Origin of the sequence: Azospirillum sp. B506 (genome assembly GCF_000333595.1) — a bacterium.
Lineage (GTDB): Bacteria > Pseudomonadota > Alphaproteobacteria > Azospirillales > Azospirillaceae > Azospirillum.
In genome coordinates, this window is sequence record NZ_BADK01000952.1 from 17,292 (window position 1) to 33,364 (window position 16,073).

The window sequence follows — 16,073 nt, forward strand, 5'->3', positions numbered from 1 at the left end:
GGCCATGCTGCCCTCCAACCTGCTCCCCTCAGCATCCTCGCTCTCCGCCCTGTTCATCAAGCGGCCGGTCGGCACATCGCTGCTGATGGTCGGGCTGATGATCCTGGGGGCGGTGGCCTACCGCTTCCTGCCGGTGGCGCCGCTGCCGCAGGTGGAATTCCCCACCATCATCGTCACCGCCTCGCTGCCCGGCGCCAGCCCGGAGACCGTGGCGGCCTCCGTCGCCACCCCGCTGGAGCGCCGGCTCTCCCGCATCGCCGGCGTGTCCGAGATGACCTCCAACAGCAAGCTCGGCAGCACCACCGTCGTCGTGCAGTTCGACCTGAACCGCAATGTCGAGGCGGCGTCGCGCGATGTCCAGGCAGCGATCAACGCCGCCGGCGGCGACCTGCCGGCCGACCTGCCGAGCCCGCCCAAGATGCGCCGCATCAACCCGGCCGACGCGCCGGTGATGACGCTGGCGATGACCTCCACCACGCTGGCCCCCGCAGACCTCTACAACCTCGCCGACAGCATCATCGGCCAGCGGCTGAGCCAGATCGAAGGGGTGGCCCAGGTCACCATCAACGGAGCGGAGAAGACGGCGGTGCGCGTGCGGGTGAACGCCACCGCCGCCGCCAACATGGGCGTCAGCCTGGACTCGATCCGCACCGTCATCTCCCAGGCCAATGCCAACGGCGCCAAGGGCAGCTTCGACGGCACCCACGAATCCTGGTCCATCGGCGCCAGCGACCAGCTGTTCGGTGCCGACGCCTACCGCCGGCTGATCGTCACCGAGAAGAACGGCGCCACCATCCGGCTCGGCGACGTCGCCGACGTGATCGAGGCGCCGGAGAACAGATACACCGCGGCCTGGCAGGACGGCCACCGCGCCATCCTGATCAACATCCAGAAGCAGCCGGGTTCCAACGTTGTCGACACGGTGGACCGCATCCGGGCGGAGCTGCCGACGCTGCGCGGCTGGATGCCGCCGGGGGTCACGCTGTCGGTGCGCACCGACCGCACTCCGACCATCCGCGCCTCCATCGACGACGTGCAGAAGACGCTGGCGGTCACGGTGGCGCTGGTGGTGATGGTGATGGCGCTGTTCCTGCGCCGGCTGTGGGCGACGGTCATTCCCGCCGCCTCGGTTCCGCTGTCGCTGGCCGGCACCTGCGGCGTGATGTGGATCGTCGGCTACAGCCTGGACAATTTCTCGCTGATGGCGCTGACCATCTCGGTCGGCTTCGTGGTCGACGACGCCATCGTCGTCATCGAGAACATCGTCCGCCACATCGAAAAGGGCGCCAAACCCTTCGAGGCGGCGGTGAAGGGCGCCCGGCAGGTCGCCTTTACCGTGGTGTCGATCAGCCTGTCGCTGGTCGCCGTCTTCATCCCCATCCTGTTCATGGGTGGCATCCAGGGCCGGCTGTTCCGCGAGTTCGCCGTGGTGCTGTCGGTCGCCATCGCCGTCTCGGCGGTGGTGTCGCTGACCCTGACCCCGATGATGTGCGCCCATCTGCTGGAACCGGAGGCGGAGCGCGGCCCGCCCGGCCGGCTCGGCCGCGCGCTCGCCTGGATCGGCGACCGGCTGTTCGGCCTCTATGCCGGCGGGCTGGACTGGGTGCTGGCCCACCGCCGCACCATGCTGCTGGCGACCTTCGCCATCATCGGCGTCAGCGTCTGGCTCTACGGGCAGGTGCCGAAGGGCTTCGTGCCGCAGCAGGACACCGGCCTGCTGATCGGCTTCAGCGACCCGCCGCCGGACATCTCCTTCCGCGCCATGGTCTCGCGCCAGCAGGCCTTGCAGGACGCGGTGGCCGGCGACCCGGCGGTGGACAGCGTCGGCGGCACCATCGGCGGCGGCGGGCCGGGCGGCACCTATTCCGGCCAGATCGTCATCGGCCTGAAGCCGAAGGCGGAGCGCGACGACCTCGCCACCGTCACCCAGCGGCTGCGCCAGCGCGCCGGCCGGGTGCCGGGGGTGCAGCTCTACCTGACGCCGGTGCAGGACATCCGCGTCGGCGGCTTCCAGGGGCGCAGCCAGTACCGCTACAGCCTGCAGGATGCCGACATCAACGCGCTGAACGAGTGGGCGCCCAAGCTGGTCGACAAGATGCGCACCCTGCCGGAGCTGGTCGACGTCGCCAACGACCGCCAGAATGGCGGCATCCAGGCCAACGTCATCGTCGACCGCGACGCCGCCACCCGGCTCGGCGTGTCGCTGAGCGCCCTGGAATCGACGCTCTACGACGCCTTCGGCCAGCGGCAGGTCTCGACCATGTATCTGGCGCAGAACCAGCACAAGGTGGTGCTGGAGGTCGAGCCGTCCGAAGCGCTCGGCCCCGACGACCTCAAGCGCATCTATGTTCCGGGCCGCGGCGGCATGGTGCCGCTGTCGGCGGTGTCGCGCGTCGTCATCGGCAACCAGGCCGCCAGCATCCAGCACCAGAGCGGCTTCCCGGTCGCCAACCTGACCTTCGACCTCGCCCCCGGCGTCTCGCTGTCCCAGGCGACCGAGCTGATCCAGCGCGCCGCCGAGGACATCGGCATGCCGGCCAGCATCCGTGCCGGCTTCCAGGGCGACGCCCGCGCCTTCCAGCAATCCTCCTCCAGCCAGCCCTTGCTGATCCTGGCGGCGCTGATCACCATCTACATCGTGCTGGGGGTGCTCTACGAAAGCCTGATCCACCCGCTGACCATCCTGTCGACCCTGCCGTCCGCCGGACTGGGGGCGCTGATCGCGCTGATCCTGACCGGCTACGACCTGTCGATCGTCGCCCTGATCGGCATCATCCTGCTGATCGGCATCGTCAAGAAGAACGCCATCATGATGATCGACTTCGCCCTGGAGGCGGAGCGGACCCGCGGCCTGTCGCCGCTGGAGGCGATCCGCGAGGCCGGTCTGGTCCGCTTCCGCCCGATCATGATGACGACGATGGCGGCGCTGCTTGGCGCCGTGCCCCTGGCCTTCGACTACGGCACCGGCGGCGAGATCCGCCGCCCGCTCGGCATCGCCATCATCGGCGGGCTGCTGGTCAGCCAGATGCTGACGCTCTACACCACGCCGGTGGTCTATCTGACGCTGGAACGGCTGGCCCTGCGCCACAAGCGCCGCGCCGCCATCGCCGCCCCGGCGGAATAGGGGGCGGCGGATGGGGGCGGTGCTTCTATTCCACCTGACAAGATCCCCTCTCCCCCCCGGGGAGAGGGTTAGGGTGAGGGGGTCGCGCGGCGGCCCTCTCCCAAAAGTCCTGCAATGCATCCCCCTCACCCCGACCCTCTCCCCGCTTTCAGCGGACCAGACGTCCGCCTGTCGCGTCAGCGCAAACTTCGTTTGCGCGAGAGCGGGGGGGAGAGGGAGGTGGCGCCTCTCCGCCCTCTTCGGCATAGTTCTCGCCCACGGCAGGAGCGGAGCCCCGGTGGTCGAGGCGGGCGACACGGACGACGAACTGATGGGGCGCGTGGCCGGCGGCGACGCCGCCGCCTTCGACCGTCTGGCCGCCCGCCACATGCGCCGCGCCGTGGCGCTGGCCCAGCGGATGACCGGCAACCCCTCCGACGCCGACGAGATCGCGCAGGAGGCCTTCCTGCGGGTCTGGCAGCATGCCGGCCGCTGGGACGGGGCGCGGGCCGCCTTCACCACCTGGCTCTACCGCATCGTCCTGAATCTCGCCATCGACCGTGGCCGACGCCCCGGCTGGTCGCCGCTGGAGGAGGCCGGCGATCCGCCCGACGAGCGCCCCGACGCCCTGACCCGCATTGCCGAACGCCAGACCGCCGAGCGCGTCAACCGGGCGCTGGCCGCCCTGCCCGACCGCCAGCGCGCCGCCGTCGTGCTGTTCCACCAGGAGGGCCTCAGCCTGCGCCAGGCCGCCGAGATCCTGACCATGAGCGAAAGCGCCTTCGCCTCGCTGCTGGCCCGCGCCCGCGCCGCGTTGAAGAGCGCGCTCGCCACCTCCGAGATCCTGTGAGGGAGGATGCCATGACCGACGAAGACTTCCTCCGCCACCTGGACGATTACGGCGCCGCGCCGGAGCGCTGGCCTGCGGAGCTGCGCGCGGATGCCGATACGGCGCTCGCCCGCTCGCCCGCCCTGCGCACCGCCTTGGAAGAAGCCCAGTCCTTCGACCGTCTGCTGGCCAGCCCCGCCATGGCGGTGGACGACGCCCGCGTCGCCCGCCTGCTGTCCAGCGTCGGTGCGGCGGCGCGAACCGTGCCGCAGGAAGGCGTGGTCATGCTGCTGCTCGGTCCCATGCAGCGGCGGAGGGTTGCCGGTTTCTGCGTCGCGCTGCTGGCGCTGGGCTGGCTGACCGGGGGCTGGGTCGCCGGCCATCTCGCCAGTCCGGGCCTCGCGGCGTCCCGCGGCCAGGAGCTGGCCCTGCTGAACGACGAGGTCGTCACCCTGTTCGACGGAGACACCCGATGAGCGGATTGGCCGCCCCCCGTCGCCCGCAGCACTCCCTCCTGACCCGCCTCCGGCAACGGATGAGCCTGCGCCGGCTGGCACTGATGTCGCTGGCGCTGAACCTGTTCCTGGCCGCCATCCTGGGGGCCATGCTGGCCGGCACCGCCCGCCAGCCGGAGCCGCCGCCCTTCCGGCCGATGCCCGACCGCTTCGTCGAGCATATGGCCGCCAGCCTGTCCGGTGCCGATGCCGCCCGCCTGCGCGCCGTCTTCGAACCGCTGCGCCCGCGCTACGAAGCGCTGACCCAGGACTATCGCGAGGAGGGGCAGCGGGTGCGCGACCTGCTCCAGGCGGAGCCGGTGGATTTCGACTCCCTGAACGCCACCATCGCCGCCGCCCGCGCCAAGCGCCGCCTGATCGCCGAATTGACCGAGCAGACCGTTCTGCGCGTCCTGCCCGACCTTTCCCCGGCCGGGCGGCTGAAGATGGTCGGCGGCTGGGGAACCGCTGGCGCTCCCGATACGCCCAAAAAATAGGCAAACCCACTCATCCACAGGCCGGGTTGGCTGGCCGGAACGGTGCGGATGATTCTGTTCGGAGATTGCGCACACATCTATCCACAGATTCTGTGGAGAAGAAAACCGGACGAGATTTTATCCACACAAATTCACAAGTTATCATCCCCAAGTTTTATCGGCAGCCTTCCCAAGGATCCTTGTGTCCACCGTCGATCCGGCATATCCAAATGACGTGACCAGGTCGTGTAGACTGGCAAGATCGGTGGGGGATCGTCATGATCGCAGATCCATTTCATCCAAAGAAGGCGACGATCTCTTTGCGAGTCGACCGCAGAATCAAAGATGTCGCCAAGAATTACGCGCGCCAGCGCCAGACGCCTTTGGCCGAGGTCATGCGCGACCTCTTGGCCCGCTATGTCGCCGAATGCGCGCGGGAGAATGCCCACGCCGCCCCGGACCTGTTGAAGGACCGGCCGGCGCAATATGTGGATTTCGCAAAGCTGGAAGGCCTGATGGGCCGACAGGAGTAAACCCGCCCGTCTTGAGCGGGCGGCTCCGGCCCCATACATCGACGGTGGACAAGCTGCCAGGGGAAGGAGCCCCACGATGCCGCCCACCGCCAATTCGTCCACAGCCGCTCAGTCATCCACCGGCACCGACAGCCTGCACGTCGCCTGCCCGCATTGCGACACGCTGAACCGCGTGCCCCCGGCCCGTCTCGGCGGCGGCAAGTGCGGCCGCTGCGGCAAGGCCCTGTTCGAAGGAAAGCCGGTGGCGCTCGACACCCGCCGCTTCGCCGCCCATGCCGAGCAGGGCGACCTGCCGCTGCTGATCGATTTCTGGGCCGACTGGTGCGGCCCCTGCCGCATGATGGCCCCCGTCTTCGCCCAGGCCGCGGCCCAGCTCGAACCCCGGGTCCGCCTCGCCAAGATCGACACCGAGGCGTCTCCCGACCTCGCCGCCCGCTTCGGCATCCGCAGCATCCCGTCGCTGGTCCTGGTCCATCGCGGCCGCGAGATCGCCCGCACCGCCGGCGCCATGCCGCTGCCGGCGCTGGTGGCCTGGGTGCGGCAGACGCTGGGCCGGTAGCCCGGCGCCTGCCGCCGGCGGGCTTTACGCCGCCCGCACCGTCGCGATGAAGGTCCCCACCTCCTTGCGCAGGCGCTCGGCTTCGGCAGCCAGCTCCTCGGAGGTGCCGTGGACGCGGCCGGCGGCGTCGCCGGTCTCATGGACCGCGGTGCTGACACCGGCGATGTTGCTCGACACCTCCTCGGTGCCCTGGGCCGCCTGGGTGACGCTGGAGGCGATTTCGCGGGTGGCGGCGGCCTGTTCCTCGATGGCGGCGGCGATGGCGGTGGTGATCTCGCTCATGCGGCCGATGGTCTGGCCGATGCTGCCGATCGCCTTCTGGGCGCCGCCGGTGGTCTGCTGGATCTCCTGCACCTTGGCCTGGATCTCGTCGGTGGCGCGCGAGGTCTGGGTCGCCAGCGCCTTCACCTCGCTCGCCACCACGGCGAAGCCCTTGCCGGCCTCGCCCGCCCGGGCCGCCTCGATGGTGGCGTTCAGCGCCAGCAGGTTGGTCTGGGCGGCGATGCCGCTGATCAGTTCCACCACCGCGCCGATCTGCTCGGCGGCGGAAACCAGATCGCGCATGGTGCGGTCGGCGCCGTCGGCGTCGGCCACCGCCTGGCTGGCGATGCGGGTGGAGTTCTCCACCTGCTGGCCGATCTCGGAGATGGATGCCGACAGCTCCTCCGTCGCGGTGGCGACGGTCTGCACGTTGGCCGATGCCTGTTCGGAGGCCGAGGCGACCAGCAGCGAGCGCTCGCTCGCCTCATGCGCGGTGGCGGTCAGGGCGGTGGCGGCGTCGCGCATGCCGGTGGCGGCGGTGGCGACGGTGTCGACGATTCCCTTCACCGTGCTTTCGAAGGTGTCGGCCATCTGCATCATCGTCTGGCGGCGCTGGGCGGCGGCCTGCCGCTCGCTCTCCTCCTGCGCCTTGCGCATCCGCTCGATCTCCAGCGCGTTCGTCTTGAAGACCTGGAGCGCGCGGGCCAGCGCGCCGATTTCGTCGCGGCGGTCGTCGTCGGTGACGGTCACCGTCAGGTCGCCTTCGGCCAGCCGCCCCATCTCCCGCGTGATGTTGCCGAGCGGCCGGGTGATCGCCCGCGAAATCGCCCAAGCCAGCAACAGGCCGAGCAGCACCGCCACGACCGTCACCGCCGTGCCACGCCCCTCGGCGGCGGCCACCTCGGCGGCGGCGGTGACCTCCAGCCTCGACAGGAAGCGGGCGGACTGATCGCGGATCATGGTGATCCTGTCGTTGATCTGCTTGCCGGCCTTGCCCAGCGTTTCTCTGTTCAGCGACTGGAGCTGGTCGCTCAGCGTCGAGATGCGGTCGATGCCGGCGCCGTAGGCGGGAAGCTTGGCGACCGCCTCGGACAGCTTGGCCTTGACCGGGCCGTCGGCCATACCGTCGCGCAACGCCGCGGCCTTCGCCGTCATTTCCCCCAGATCCTTGCGGATGCGGGCCAGATCCTCCGCTTTCATCTCCACCACGAAACGGGCGACCAGCACGCGGACCAGCAGAAACTGTTCGCTGACGTCGGCGGCCAGCACGGTGCGGTCCAAGTCGCCGCCGGCCTTCTCCGCCTTGACCGTCTCGCTCAACGCGCGGCGGATGTCGGCGCCCAGCGTGTTGACCACCGAGGCGACGATGGAATCGCGCTCGGTCCGTGCGGCGACCAGCTGGTCGAACCCGGTGGTCAGCGTCTGGTACAGGGTGGCGATCTCCTGCGCCGCCTGCCGGTCGCCCGCATCGGTCATCTGCGCCGACGCCTGATCCAGCCTCTGGCGGAAGCCGGCCAATTCGCTGCGGAAGCGGTCGGCGACGGCAGGCGCCCCGCTGGACAGGAATTCCTGCGCCGCCGCCAGGGTGTCCGACATGTTGGTGTCGGCCTCCCCCAACGTCATGGCGATATGCGACTGCGCCGCGTAGCGGTGGAGCGCGTCGTCGCTCGATCGCAGACCGGTCCAGGATACGCCCCCAAGCCCGACCAGCAGCGCCAGCGTGATGCCGAAGCCGGTGTAGATCTTGGTCGCCGTCCGCAGATTGGCGAAAGGACCAGCGTTTCTGGTTTGGGCTGTGCTGGCGGCGTTCATGGCTGGGGACCTCGTCTTCTGACCCTAATTCCGCAGGCCGCCCTCGCTTTTGGACGGTCGCTTGTCAGCGAGGTACCCTACAAGAACAGTGCCAAAGGACCATTAACGCCGCCCTTGTTTTTCTACCCAGCGAAATCGCTCCAATTTTGGCAAAAACCGTCCTTCACCAGTCGCATTTCGCCATGACCACTGAGTTTGCTTCGCATTTTGCCAAAGCCTGCCCTTAGCGGCCGCAAAAACAATGACGTTAGTTATAGAACTGACCGCCATTCACTTCGATCGTCTGGCCGGTGATGTAACCGGCAAGCCGGTTCGACGCGAGGAACAGGTAGGCGCCGACGCAATCCCCGGCGGTGCCCAGCCGCTTCAGCGGGATGCGGGCCGCGGTTTGCGACAGTTTGTCCGGGGTCGAATAGCGCTGGTGGAAATCGGTGTCGATGGTGCCGGGCGACACCGCGTTGACGCGGATGCCGTGCGGCGCCAGCTCGGTCGCCAGCGAGCGGGCGAGACTGGCCTGGAACGCCTTGGCGGCGCTGTAGAGCGACGAGCCGGCGCTGCCGCCGGTGCGGCCGGAGATGGAGCCGGTGTTGACGATGGCCCCCCTCGACACGATCAGCGCCGGCAGGGCGACCCGGCTGGCGACGACGGCCGAGGCGGCGTTCAGGTCGAACTGCTGTTGCAGGAATTCGTCGTCGATGTCGGCCAGCCCGACCCGGCCCAGCATGGTGCCGGCATTGTTGACCAGCACGTCCAGCCCGCCCAGCCGGTCGATTGCCTGCTCCACCACCGCGCGGGTCTGTCCCTTGTCGGCGAAGTCGCCGGCCAGCCCGATCACACTGTTTCCCATCCCGGCCGCCACCGTTTCCACCGCCGCGAGGTCGCGGCCGTGGATGGCGACACGGGCGCCGAGCTGGGCGAAGGCCGCCGCCACGGCGGCGCCGATGCCGCGGCTGCTGCCGGTGACCAGGACCCGCTTGTCCCGGAATTCCTGCGCCAGCAGATCGGCGGGCCAGCCGGCAGACTCGGTTGCAGTCTCGATGGCGGTCATGTCGAGGGTCCTCCCGCAGGGGCCGGCCCATCCCATGTTCGGATTCGCAAGCCGGCTTGATTGTTCGCGTTCCAATCCGATCATAGGGGCCGGCGGCCCACCGTCAACCGGCAGTCCTTGGCACCGGTCGCCGCCCTGCCCTTCCGCGAGAATCCTGTCGATGAAACGCAGCCCTTCGCGCTATGTAGGCGCATGACGACCGACCCGACCAGCCCCGCCCAGCCTTTCGAGATTTTCCTGGTGGCCGCCCCCGGCCTGGAACCCGTGCTGTGCGCGGAGGCCAGCGACCGCGGCTTCACCGACCCCACCCTGGTGAAGGGCGGGGTGACGGTCAGCGGCGGCTGGCCGGAGGTGTGGCGGGCCAATCTGGAGCTGCGCGGCGCCACCCGCGTGCTGGCGCGCATCGCCAGCTTCCGCGCCCTGCATCTGGCGCAGCTGGACAAGCGCGCCCGCCGCGTGCCCTGGGCCGAGATCCTGCGCGCCGACGTTCCGGTCCGGGTCGAGGCCTCCTGCAAGGCCTCGCGCATCTACCATGCCGGCGCCGCCGCCCAGCGCATCGAGCGCGCCATCGCCGAGGAACTCGGCGCCCCCATCGTCAAGGCAGCACCCAAGAAGCCCGGCAAGTCCGCCGACCGGGATGCACCGGAGGAGGACACCCGCGCCGTCCAGATCAAGGCGCGGATCGACGACGACCTCTGCACCATCAGCGTCGACAGTTCCGGCGAGTCGCTGCACAAGCGCGGCCACAAGGAGGCGGTCAACAAGGCGCCGATGCGCGAGACGCTGGCGGCCCTGTTCCTGCGCCAGTGCGGCTATGACGGGCGCGAGCCGGTTCCCGTGGTGGATCCGATGTGCGGCTCCGGCACCTTCGTCATCGAGGCGGCCGAGATCGCCGCCGGCCTGAAGCCCGGCCGCTCCCGCTCCTTCGCCTTCGAGCAGCTCGCCAATTTCGACCCCGCCCGCTGGCAGGACCTGCGCGGCAATGCCACGGTCACGCCGCCGGCCATGCGCTTCTACGGCAGCGACCGCGACGCCGGCGCCGCCACGATGAGCCGGGCCAATGCCGAGCGGGCCGGCGTCTCCGCCTGGACCGACTTCGCCCACCACGCCATCAGCGACCTGACCCCGCCGGAGGGTCCCCCCGGCCTCGTCATCGTCAACCCGCCCTATGGCGCCCGCATCGGCGAGGGCAAATCCCTGATCCCGCTCTACCACGCCATGGGCCAGACGCTGAAAACCCGCTTCGCCGGCTGGCGCGTGGGCATCATCACCAACGAGGCCGCCCTGGCGAAGGCGACGGAACTGCCGTTCCAGGAGGGCGGGGTGTCGGTGTCGAACGGGGGGATCAGGGTGACGCTGTATCAGACTGGGGTGTTGGGGTAAGATGCCGATCCCGATGGAAATCCAGCATGCGTCGGAGGAGTTCGAGCGTTTTCTGGCCGATGCGCGCGATTTCTCAGCCCTGACAACCCGCAACCAGACCTACACCATGGTGCAAGGGGTATTGCAGGTCTTCCGGCGCCGCTTGTCGGTCGAAGACGCAATCCGTTTCGCCCAGGTTCTACCGCCGGTTCTGCGGGCGATCTTCGTGTCCGACTGGAAACTGGACGAGCCACGCCTGGATTTCAGCGACTGCGCAGCCATGACCCGAGAGGCACAATCGTTACGCCGCGACCATAATTTCGCCCCCGATAGCTGCATCCGCGATGTGGCGATGGCACTGCACAAGCATGTGGACCGGCAGGCGTTCAGCCGTGTGATCGGCACACTGCCTAAGGGAGCGGTCGAATTCTGGCGCGTGAAACTATAGAAGATCGGCAACATGGCCTGAACGGATCAAAGGTGCATGCCACGGAAAAACGGTGTCATCGACGTGCTTTTATCTTGGAGAGTTCAGAAGTTTTCATTGCGGAAAATGGCGTCCCCGACGGGACGGGGAGGCTTGGCTCGGAAACATCTTTTCTAACGCCATACGGCGGCACAAACAGTGAAGTGTGTGGAGATGATGTGTCGAGTTTTCAGGACATCCAAAACGGATATCAACCGTATTCGGAATTCCATCAAGCATTGGCTACGGGTGACCGTTTCCTAGATGTCCCGCCTGTGAAACTCGATGTCTTCCGAGGTGAAGGTTCCGGTTGAGATACGCTCCATTCTCTGTCGCTCAACACGTAAGCCTTCATCAAGAACGTAGAGTAATGCCTCTGCACCACTGTGACTGATACCTAGGTGGAAAGCAGTTTCTGAATCCTCGTAATGGCCTGAAACAGCGTTCATCACATCTGCAACTGCCTTCAACGCGGCCTTGACCATTGTACGGTCTACCGGTTCAAGCGGAGTTGCTGCCCTCTCCAATGAAAGGTCAAGATCACGGTGAGCAAGATGTCGGTTTCGCCAATCACGACAAAATGATGATGCCGCAACGGCAACATCCACTCGATTTTGGACGCACTCCCTCAGTTTAGCATCTGGGATTAATCCTGAAATACCCTGAATCGATAAATTCTTCTTCGTCTTCAATGTCACCGCGGGATCAGTTATCCGAGCCAAATGAAGTATTATATCCTCCCATAGAACCCCCTGAATCATCCCAAAGAAATGGGCCGCCGCTTCATTAAGCAATCCAACGCGTGACTCGCGGGATCCAAAAAGGTGGACAAACTCATTCCACTTTCTATGAACAGATGCAACCTCCTGCCATAGAGCAGAATATACATTCCCAAGTTCTTCTCCCATCAAATCAACATAGCTTAACCTTGAATCTTCTGCGTTCCGCTCGTTCATATGCACATTCCCAAAGAAATATTATTCAGGAAGCTTGCCGACCATATCCCTTAGACGCTCGAAATCGGTGCGATCCATAGGCGCCCTGATTCAAAGAAAATCGCCTCAAAGGTGATTTTTTATGAAGAAGCTACCTCAAAAATGATGTTAGGGCGATGGGTTTTGTCGTATTCCGATCCACCAAGGGCACTTATGCCCGTTTCGGGTTGGCAGTCGTGACAACCCGTTGGTTTTGATCGAAAACTGCGAAGTGGCGTCCCCGACGGGAGTCGAACCCGTGTCGCCGCCGTGAAAGGGCGGTGTCCTAGGCCTCTAGACGACGGGGACGTTGTACCTTCAAGCCCGCGCTCAATGAACTCACCCAGCGCGTGGATGGCGTCCCCAAGGGGAGTCGAACCCCTGTTACCGCCGTGAGAGGGCGGTGTCCTAGGCCTCTAGACGATGGGGACGTCTGGTCCCGATGCGTGTCGCGGCGGTGGAGGCTGCCACCGGCCGCGCGATCCAACCTGGAAAGGTTGGCGTCCCCAAGGGGAGTCGAACCCCTGTTACCGCCGTGAGAGGGCGGTGTCCTAGGCCTCTAGACGATGGGGACGTCATCGGCGTGGGCGGGTTTCTAACCAAGCCGGCCCCGCCGATCAAGCCTTTTCTTACAGGCTGCGCAAAATACCCAACAATCCGTCGACCGCCGCCGCCGGCGTGTCGAAGGCGGTGACGAAGCGCGCCGTGCCGTCGTCCCAGCGGTAGAAGCCGTAACCGGCCCCTTCCAGCGCCTCGGCATAGGCCGCGGGCAAGCGGACGAACAGCTCGTTCGCCTCCACCGGGTGGGCCAGCTCGACGCCGGGCAGCAGGGTCAGCCCGGCGGCCAGCCGGTCGGCCATGGCGTTGGCGTGGGCGGCCAGCCGCAGCCACAGCCCGTCCTCCAGCCAGGCGTCCAACTGCGCCGACAGGAAGCGCATCTTCGACACCAGATGGCCGCCGCGCTTGCGGCCAAGCCAAAATCCTCGGCCATCGCCGGGTTGAAGAACACCACCGCCTCGGCGGGGAGGCAACCGCCCTTGGTGCGCCCAGCGTCAGCACGTCGACCCCGGCCCCGCACGTCACCTTCGGCGGGTTGCAGCCCAGCCGGGCAATGGCGTTGGCGAAGCGGGCCCCGTCCATATGCACGGCCATGCCGGTGGCATGGGCGGCCTCGACCAGCGCCTCGACCTCCGCCGGGGTATAGACGGTGCCGGCCTCGGTCGCCTGGGTCAGGCTGAGGGCGGCGGGCTGCACCCGGTGGACGACGCCGACACCGGCCTTCGCGATGTGGCCCAGCACAACGTCCGGCGTCAGCTTGCCGTGCGCGCCGGCCAGCGGGACCAGCTTGGCGCCGCCGGTGAAGAATTCCGGTGCGCCGCACTCGTCGATGGTGATGTGCGCCTCGTCATGGCACAGCACGGCGCCATAGGGCGGCACCAGCGCCGACAGCGCCAGCGAGTTGGCCGCCGTGCCGGTGGCGACGGGGAAGACCGCGACCTCGGTCGCGAAGATCGCGCACAGCCGCTCGGTCACCCGCGCGGTCCAGGGGTCGTTGCCATAGGGCGACGCGGTGCCGGAGGACGCGGCGGCCAGCGCCGTCATCACCTGCGGGGCGGCACCGGCGACGTTGTCGCTGCGGAAATCATGCATCATCTGTGTCCGGATAGGGGGAAGCGGTCACTTGCCGGCGGTCACCGTCGCGGTGACGGCGCCGTTGCGCGGGTCGATCAGATAAAGGCGGTCCGGCCCCTGCGGCAGGGTCACCTTGAACAGGACGCGGTTGCCGACGACCAGAATCTCGCCGATGCGGGCGCCGGCCGGAACGTCCAGCGTCACCTCGGCCGGGCGCTCGGCCGGAACCTGCGCCGGGGCGGTGGCGGTCAGGGAGGCGCGGGTGGGGTCCGACATCCGCTTGTACAGCTCCACCCCCAGAAAGGTGAAGCCGGCGAGGATGAGAACGCCCATGATGACGACGAGTGCCTTGAGGATCTGCACGGTTTGGGGTCCACTCCCGGACGATTGAAACAGGACGCGATACGCAAAGCCGATGGCCGCCAACACGCCAGATGATGACCTGTCCGACGATGTCCTCGATGCGGACGACGACGCCGGCTCCTCCGCCGCTCCCCAGCTGCTCGCCTACACCATCCCCGACGAGGCGGCGGGGCAGCGGCTGGACAAGGCGTTGGCGGCGGGCCTGCCGGACCTGTCGCGGTCGCGCGTGCAGGCCCTGCTCGACCAGGGTTGCGTGCGCGGCGACGGCCGGACGATAACGGACCCGTCCCTGAGGGTCAAACCCGGCCAGACCTTCGAGGTCCAGGTTCCGGGGGCGGAAGCCGCTGAACCGGTGGCGCAGGACATCCCGCTCGACGTGGTCTATGAGGATGCCGACGTGCTGGTGATCGACAAGCCGGCCGGGCTGGTGGTGCATCCCGCCGCCGGCAACCCGGACGGCACGCTGGTCAACGCCCTGCTCGCCCATTGCGGCGACAGCCTGTCCGGCATCGGCGGGGTGCGGCGGCCCGGCATCGTCCACCGGCTGGACAAGGACACCAGCGGCCTGATGGTGGTCGCAAAGAACGACCGCGCCCACCATGGCCTGTCGGGACAGGTTCTCCGACCGCACGCTCAGCCGCACTTATCTGGCGCTGGTCTGGGGCGTGCCGAATCCGACGCAGGGCCGGATCGAGGGCAACATCGGCCGCAGCAGCGCCGACCGCAAGAAGATGGCGGTGGTCACCGGCGGCGGAAAGCCGGCAGGCACCAAATACCGCGTGGTCAAGAGCTTCGGCATGGCCGCCTCGCTGGTCGAATGCGTGCTGGAGACCGGGCGCACCCACCAGATCCGCGTCCATCTGACCCACATCGGCCATCCGCTGGTCGGCGACCCGCTCTATGGCCGCGGCCGGTCGGGGCGGCCCGGCGGCAAATTCGCCTCGCTTCTGCCGGAACCGGTACGGTCCGGCCTTGTCGGGTTTCCGCGTCAGGCGCTGCACGCCGCGGCGCTGACCTTTCGCCATCCGATTAGTGGCGAAATTGTGGCATTCCACTCCTCAATTCCGACCGACATTCATGAACTAATTGTCACCCTTGAATCGGTTTAAAACGGTACACCGGGAAATGTTTCTTGGTTAGACTCCCGGCCAATGGCGAGGTTCCTTCGCCCGCTCATTGCGAGGGGCCTGTGGAACCCGCGCTGAAGCGCGGCGGCGGCCCCTGAAATCCTTCGGATGGGAACGCCGGCTGTCAGGAGAGGGGTTTTACCATGGCGACGGCATCCAACCTTCCGGCGATCGGGTCCGAGAGCAATCTGTCCCGCTATCTCCAGGAGATTCGCAAGTTCCCGATGCTGGAGCCGGAGCGGGAATACATGCTGGCCAAGAGCTGGCAGCAGCATGAGGATTCCGGCGCCGCCCACCAGCTCGTCACCAGCCATCTGCGGCTGGTGGCCAAGATCGCCATGGGCTACCGCGGCTATGGCCTGCCGTTGTCGGAGCTGATCTCCGAAGGCAATGTCGGCATGATGCAGGCGGTGAAGCGCTTCGATCCCGACCGCGGCTTCCGGCTGGCGACCTACGCCATGTGGTGGATTCGCGCGGCGATCCAGGAATACATCCTGCACAGCTGGTCGCTGGTGAAGATGGGCACCACCGCCGCCCAGAAAAAGCTGTTCTTCAACCTGCGCCGGCTGAAGGGCCAGATGCAGGCCATCGAGGAGGGCGACCTGTCGCCCGAGCAGGTCCAGGCCATCGCCACCAAGCTGGACGTGCCGGAACAGGACGTCGTCAACATGAACCGGCGGCTGGCCAGCCCCGACCATTCGCTGAACGCGCCGCTGCGGGCGGAAAGCGAGGGCGAATGGCAGGATTTCCTGGTGGACGAGAGCGCCAGCCAGGAAATCACGCTGGCCGACCGCGAGGAGCTGGGCAAGCGCCGCACGCTGCTGGCGAATGCGATGACCGCGCTGAACGAGCGCGAGCGCGACATCCTGACCGAACGCCGCCTGCGCGAGGCGCCGACGACGCTGGAGGATCTGTCGCAGAAATACGGCATCAGCCGCGAGCGCGTCCGCCAGATCGAGGTGCGCGCCTTCGAAAAGCTGCAGAAGGCGATCAAGGCCGCCGCGGTGGAACAGAAGATGGAGACCGAGGCGTAA

Annotated in this window: 14 protein-coding genes, 3 tRNA genes and 2 pseudogenes; 10 read left to right on the plus strand and 9 right to left on the minus strand. The window is 67.4% G+C overall.

What is annotated here, in order from left to right; translation table 11 throughout:
* Window positions 1–4: 4 nt before the first annotated feature.
* The 6 genes from I71_RS29460 (at window position 5) to trxC (ending at window position 5,994) form a co-directional block, all read left to right on the plus strand.
* On the plus strand, window positions 5–3,124 hold the full coding sequence (locus I71_RS29460) for an efflux RND transporter permease subunit (protein WP_042702773.1): 3,120 nt from the start codon (window positions 5–7) through the stop codon (window positions 3,122–3,124).
* Window positions 3,125–3,401: 277 nt separating this feature from the next.
* Window positions 3,402–3,953, plus strand: coding sequence for an RNA polymerase sigma factor (locus I71_RS29465; protein ID WP_083897460.1), 552 nt, complete (start codon window positions 3,402–3,404; stop codon window positions 3,951–3,953).
* A gap of 11 nt (window positions 3,954–3,964) precedes the next feature.
* Window positions 3,965–4,408, plus strand: coding sequence for a hypothetical protein (locus I71_RS29470; RefSeq protein ID WP_244434133.1), 444 nt, complete (start codon window positions 3,965–3,967; stop codon window positions 4,406–4,408).
* The gene (locus I71_RS29475; protein WP_083897461.1) at window positions 4,405–4,923 is read left to right on the plus strand and encodes a periplasmic heavy metal sensor; all 519 of its coding nucleotides are present in this window, start codon (window positions 4,405–4,407) and stop codon (window positions 4,921–4,923) included. Before I71_RS29470 ends, I71_RS29475 begins: the two co-directional genes overlap by 4 nt.
* Window positions 4,924–5,180: 257 nt before the next feature.
* Entirely contained in the window at window positions 5,181–5,435 is a 255-nt protein-coding gene (locus I71_RS29480) for a hypothetical protein (protein WP_042702778.1), read from the plus strand.
* 76 nt (window positions 5,436–5,511) lie between these two features.
* Window positions 5,512–5,994, plus strand: a complete 483-nt coding sequence (gene trxC, locus I71_RS29485; RefSeq protein ID WP_042702780.1) for a thioredoxin TrxC — start codon at window positions 5,512–5,514, stop codon at window positions 5,992–5,994.
* Between the two features lie 24 nt (window positions 5,995–6,018).
* On the opposite strand, the gene I71_RS29490 is transcribed toward trxC, so the two are convergent.
* Together I71_RS29490 and I71_RS29495 are read right to left on the minus strand one after the other, a co-directional pair.
* Window positions 6,019–8,067 (minus strand): methyl-accepting chemotaxis protein, encoded by a 2,049-nt coding sequence (locus I71_RS29490; RefSeq protein ID WP_042702782.1) that lies wholly within the window; start codon window positions 8,065–8,067, stop codon window positions 6,019–6,021.
* 247 nt (window positions 8,068–8,314) lie between these two features.
* Window positions 8,315–9,115: an SDR family NAD(P)-dependent oxidoreductase gene (locus I71_RS29495; RefSeq protein WP_042702784.1), complete on the minus strand. Its 801-nt coding sequence runs from the start codon at window positions 9,113–9,115 to the stop codon at window positions 8,315–8,317.
* Between the two features lie 192 nt (window positions 9,116–9,307).
* On the opposite strand from I71_RS29495, the gene I71_RS29500 reads away from it, so the two are divergent.
* Both I71_RS29500 and I71_RS29505 read left to right on the plus strand, forming a co-directional pair.
* Window positions 9,308–10,498 carry a class I SAM-dependent RNA methyltransferase gene (locus tag I71_RS29500; RefSeq protein WP_042702786.1) on the plus strand — a complete coding sequence of 397 codons (1,191 nt, stop codon included), beginning with the start codon at window positions 9,308–9,310 and terminating at the stop codon, window positions 10,496–10,498.
* A gap of 1 nt (window position 10,499) precedes the next feature.
* Complete coding sequence (locus I71_RS29505; RefSeq protein WP_042702788.1) at window positions 10,500–10,925, plus strand: DUF2267 domain-containing protein; 426 nt, start codon at window positions 10,500–10,502, stop codon at window positions 10,923–10,925.
* A gap of 278 nt (window positions 10,926–11,203) precedes the next feature.
* Here I71_RS29505 and I71_RS37865 read toward each other — a convergent pair whose 3' ends face one another.
* The 7 genes and pseudogenes from I71_RS37865 to I71_RS29530 form a co-directional block, all read right to left on the minus strand.
* A complete protein-coding gene (locus I71_RS37865) occupies window positions 11,204–11,899 on the minus strand; it encodes a hypothetical protein (RefSeq protein ID WP_148294394.1) in 696 nt (231 codons plus the stop codon).
* Window positions 11,900–12,150: 251 nt separating this feature from the next.
* Window positions 12,151–12,226, minus strand: a tRNA-Glu gene (locus tag I71_RS29510).
* A gap of 46 nt (window positions 12,227–12,272) precedes the next feature.
* A tRNA-Glu gene (locus tag I71_RS29515) sits at window positions 12,273–12,348 on the minus strand.
* 67 nt (window positions 12,349–12,415) lie between these two features.
* Window positions 12,416–12,491: transfer RNA gene (locus tag I71_RS29520), tRNA-Glu, on the minus strand.
* 55 nt (window positions 12,492–12,546) lie between these two features.
* Window positions 12,547–12,864, minus strand: a complete 318-nt coding sequence (locus I71_RS40900; RefSeq protein WP_307189037.1) for a hypothetical protein — start codon at window positions 12,862–12,864, stop codon at window positions 12,547–12,549.
* 151 nt (window positions 12,865–13,015) lie between these two features.
* Window positions 13,016–13,570 (minus strand): annotated as a pseudogene (locus I71_RS40905) (threonine aldolase family protein); the annotation flags it as partial.
* Window positions 13,571–13,594: 24 nt separating this feature from the next.
* On the minus strand, window positions 13,595–13,912 hold the full coding sequence (locus I71_RS29530; protein ID WP_042702790.1) for a hypothetical protein: 318 nt from the start codon (window positions 13,910–13,912) through the stop codon (window positions 13,595–13,597).
* 52 nt (window positions 13,913–13,964) lie between these two features.
* Between I71_RS29530 and I71_RS29535 the strand changes: the two are divergent.
* Window positions 13,965–15,021 (plus strand): annotated as a pseudogene (locus tag I71_RS29535) (RluA family pseudouridine synthase).
* A 161-nt stretch (window positions 15,022–15,182) separates the two neighbouring features.
* Entirely contained in the window at window positions 15,183–16,073 is an 891-nt protein-coding gene (rpoH, locus tag I71_RS29540) for an RNA polymerase sigma factor RpoH (RefSeq protein WP_042702792.1), read from the plus strand.

Excerpts from the sequence above, each read along its gene's own strand:
- I71_RS29495 (WP_042702784.1), bottom strand. The coding sequence starts at position 9,115 with ATGACCGCCATCGAGACTGCAACCGAGTCTGCCGGCTGGCCCGCCGAT.
- trxC (WP_042702780.1), top strand. The coding sequence starts at position 5,512 with ATGCCGCCCACCGCCAATTCGTCCACAGCCGCTCAGTCATCCACCGGC.
- I71_RS29505 (WP_042702788.1), top strand. The coding sequence starts at position 10,500 with ATGCCGATCCCGATGGAAATCCAGCATGCGTCGGAGGAGTTCGAGCGT.
- I71_RS29500 (WP_042702786.1), top strand. The coding sequence starts at position 9,308 with ATGACGACCGACCCGACCAGCCCCGCCCAGCCTTTCGAGATTTTCCTG.
- rpoH (WP_042702792.1), top strand. The coding sequence starts at position 15,183 with ATGGCGACGGCATCCAACCTTCCGGCGATCGGGTCCGAGAGCAATCTG.
- I71_RS29475 (WP_083897461.1), top strand. The coding sequence starts at position 4,405 with ATGAGCGGATTGGCCGCCCCCCGTCGCCCGCAGCACTCCCTCCTGACC.
- I71_RS29460 (WP_042702773.1), top strand. The coding sequence starts at position 5 with ATGCTGCCCTCCAACCTGCTCCCCTCAGCATCCTCGCTCTCCGCCCTG.
- I71_RS29490 (WP_042702782.1), bottom strand. The coding sequence starts at position 8,067 with ATGAACGCCGCCAGCACAGCCCAAACCAGAAACGCTGGTCCTTTCGCC.
- I71_RS29480 (WP_042702778.1), top strand. The coding sequence starts at position 5,181 with ATGATCGCAGATCCATTTCATCCAAAGAAGGCGACGATCTCTTTGCGA.
- I71_RS37865 (WP_148294394.1), bottom strand. The coding sequence starts at position 11,899 with ATGAACGAGCGGAACGCAGAAGATTCAAGGTTAAGCTATGTTGATTTG.
- I71_RS29470 (WP_244434133.1), top strand. The coding sequence starts at position 3,965 with ATGACCGACGAAGACTTCCTCCGCCACCTGGACGATTACGGCGCCGCG.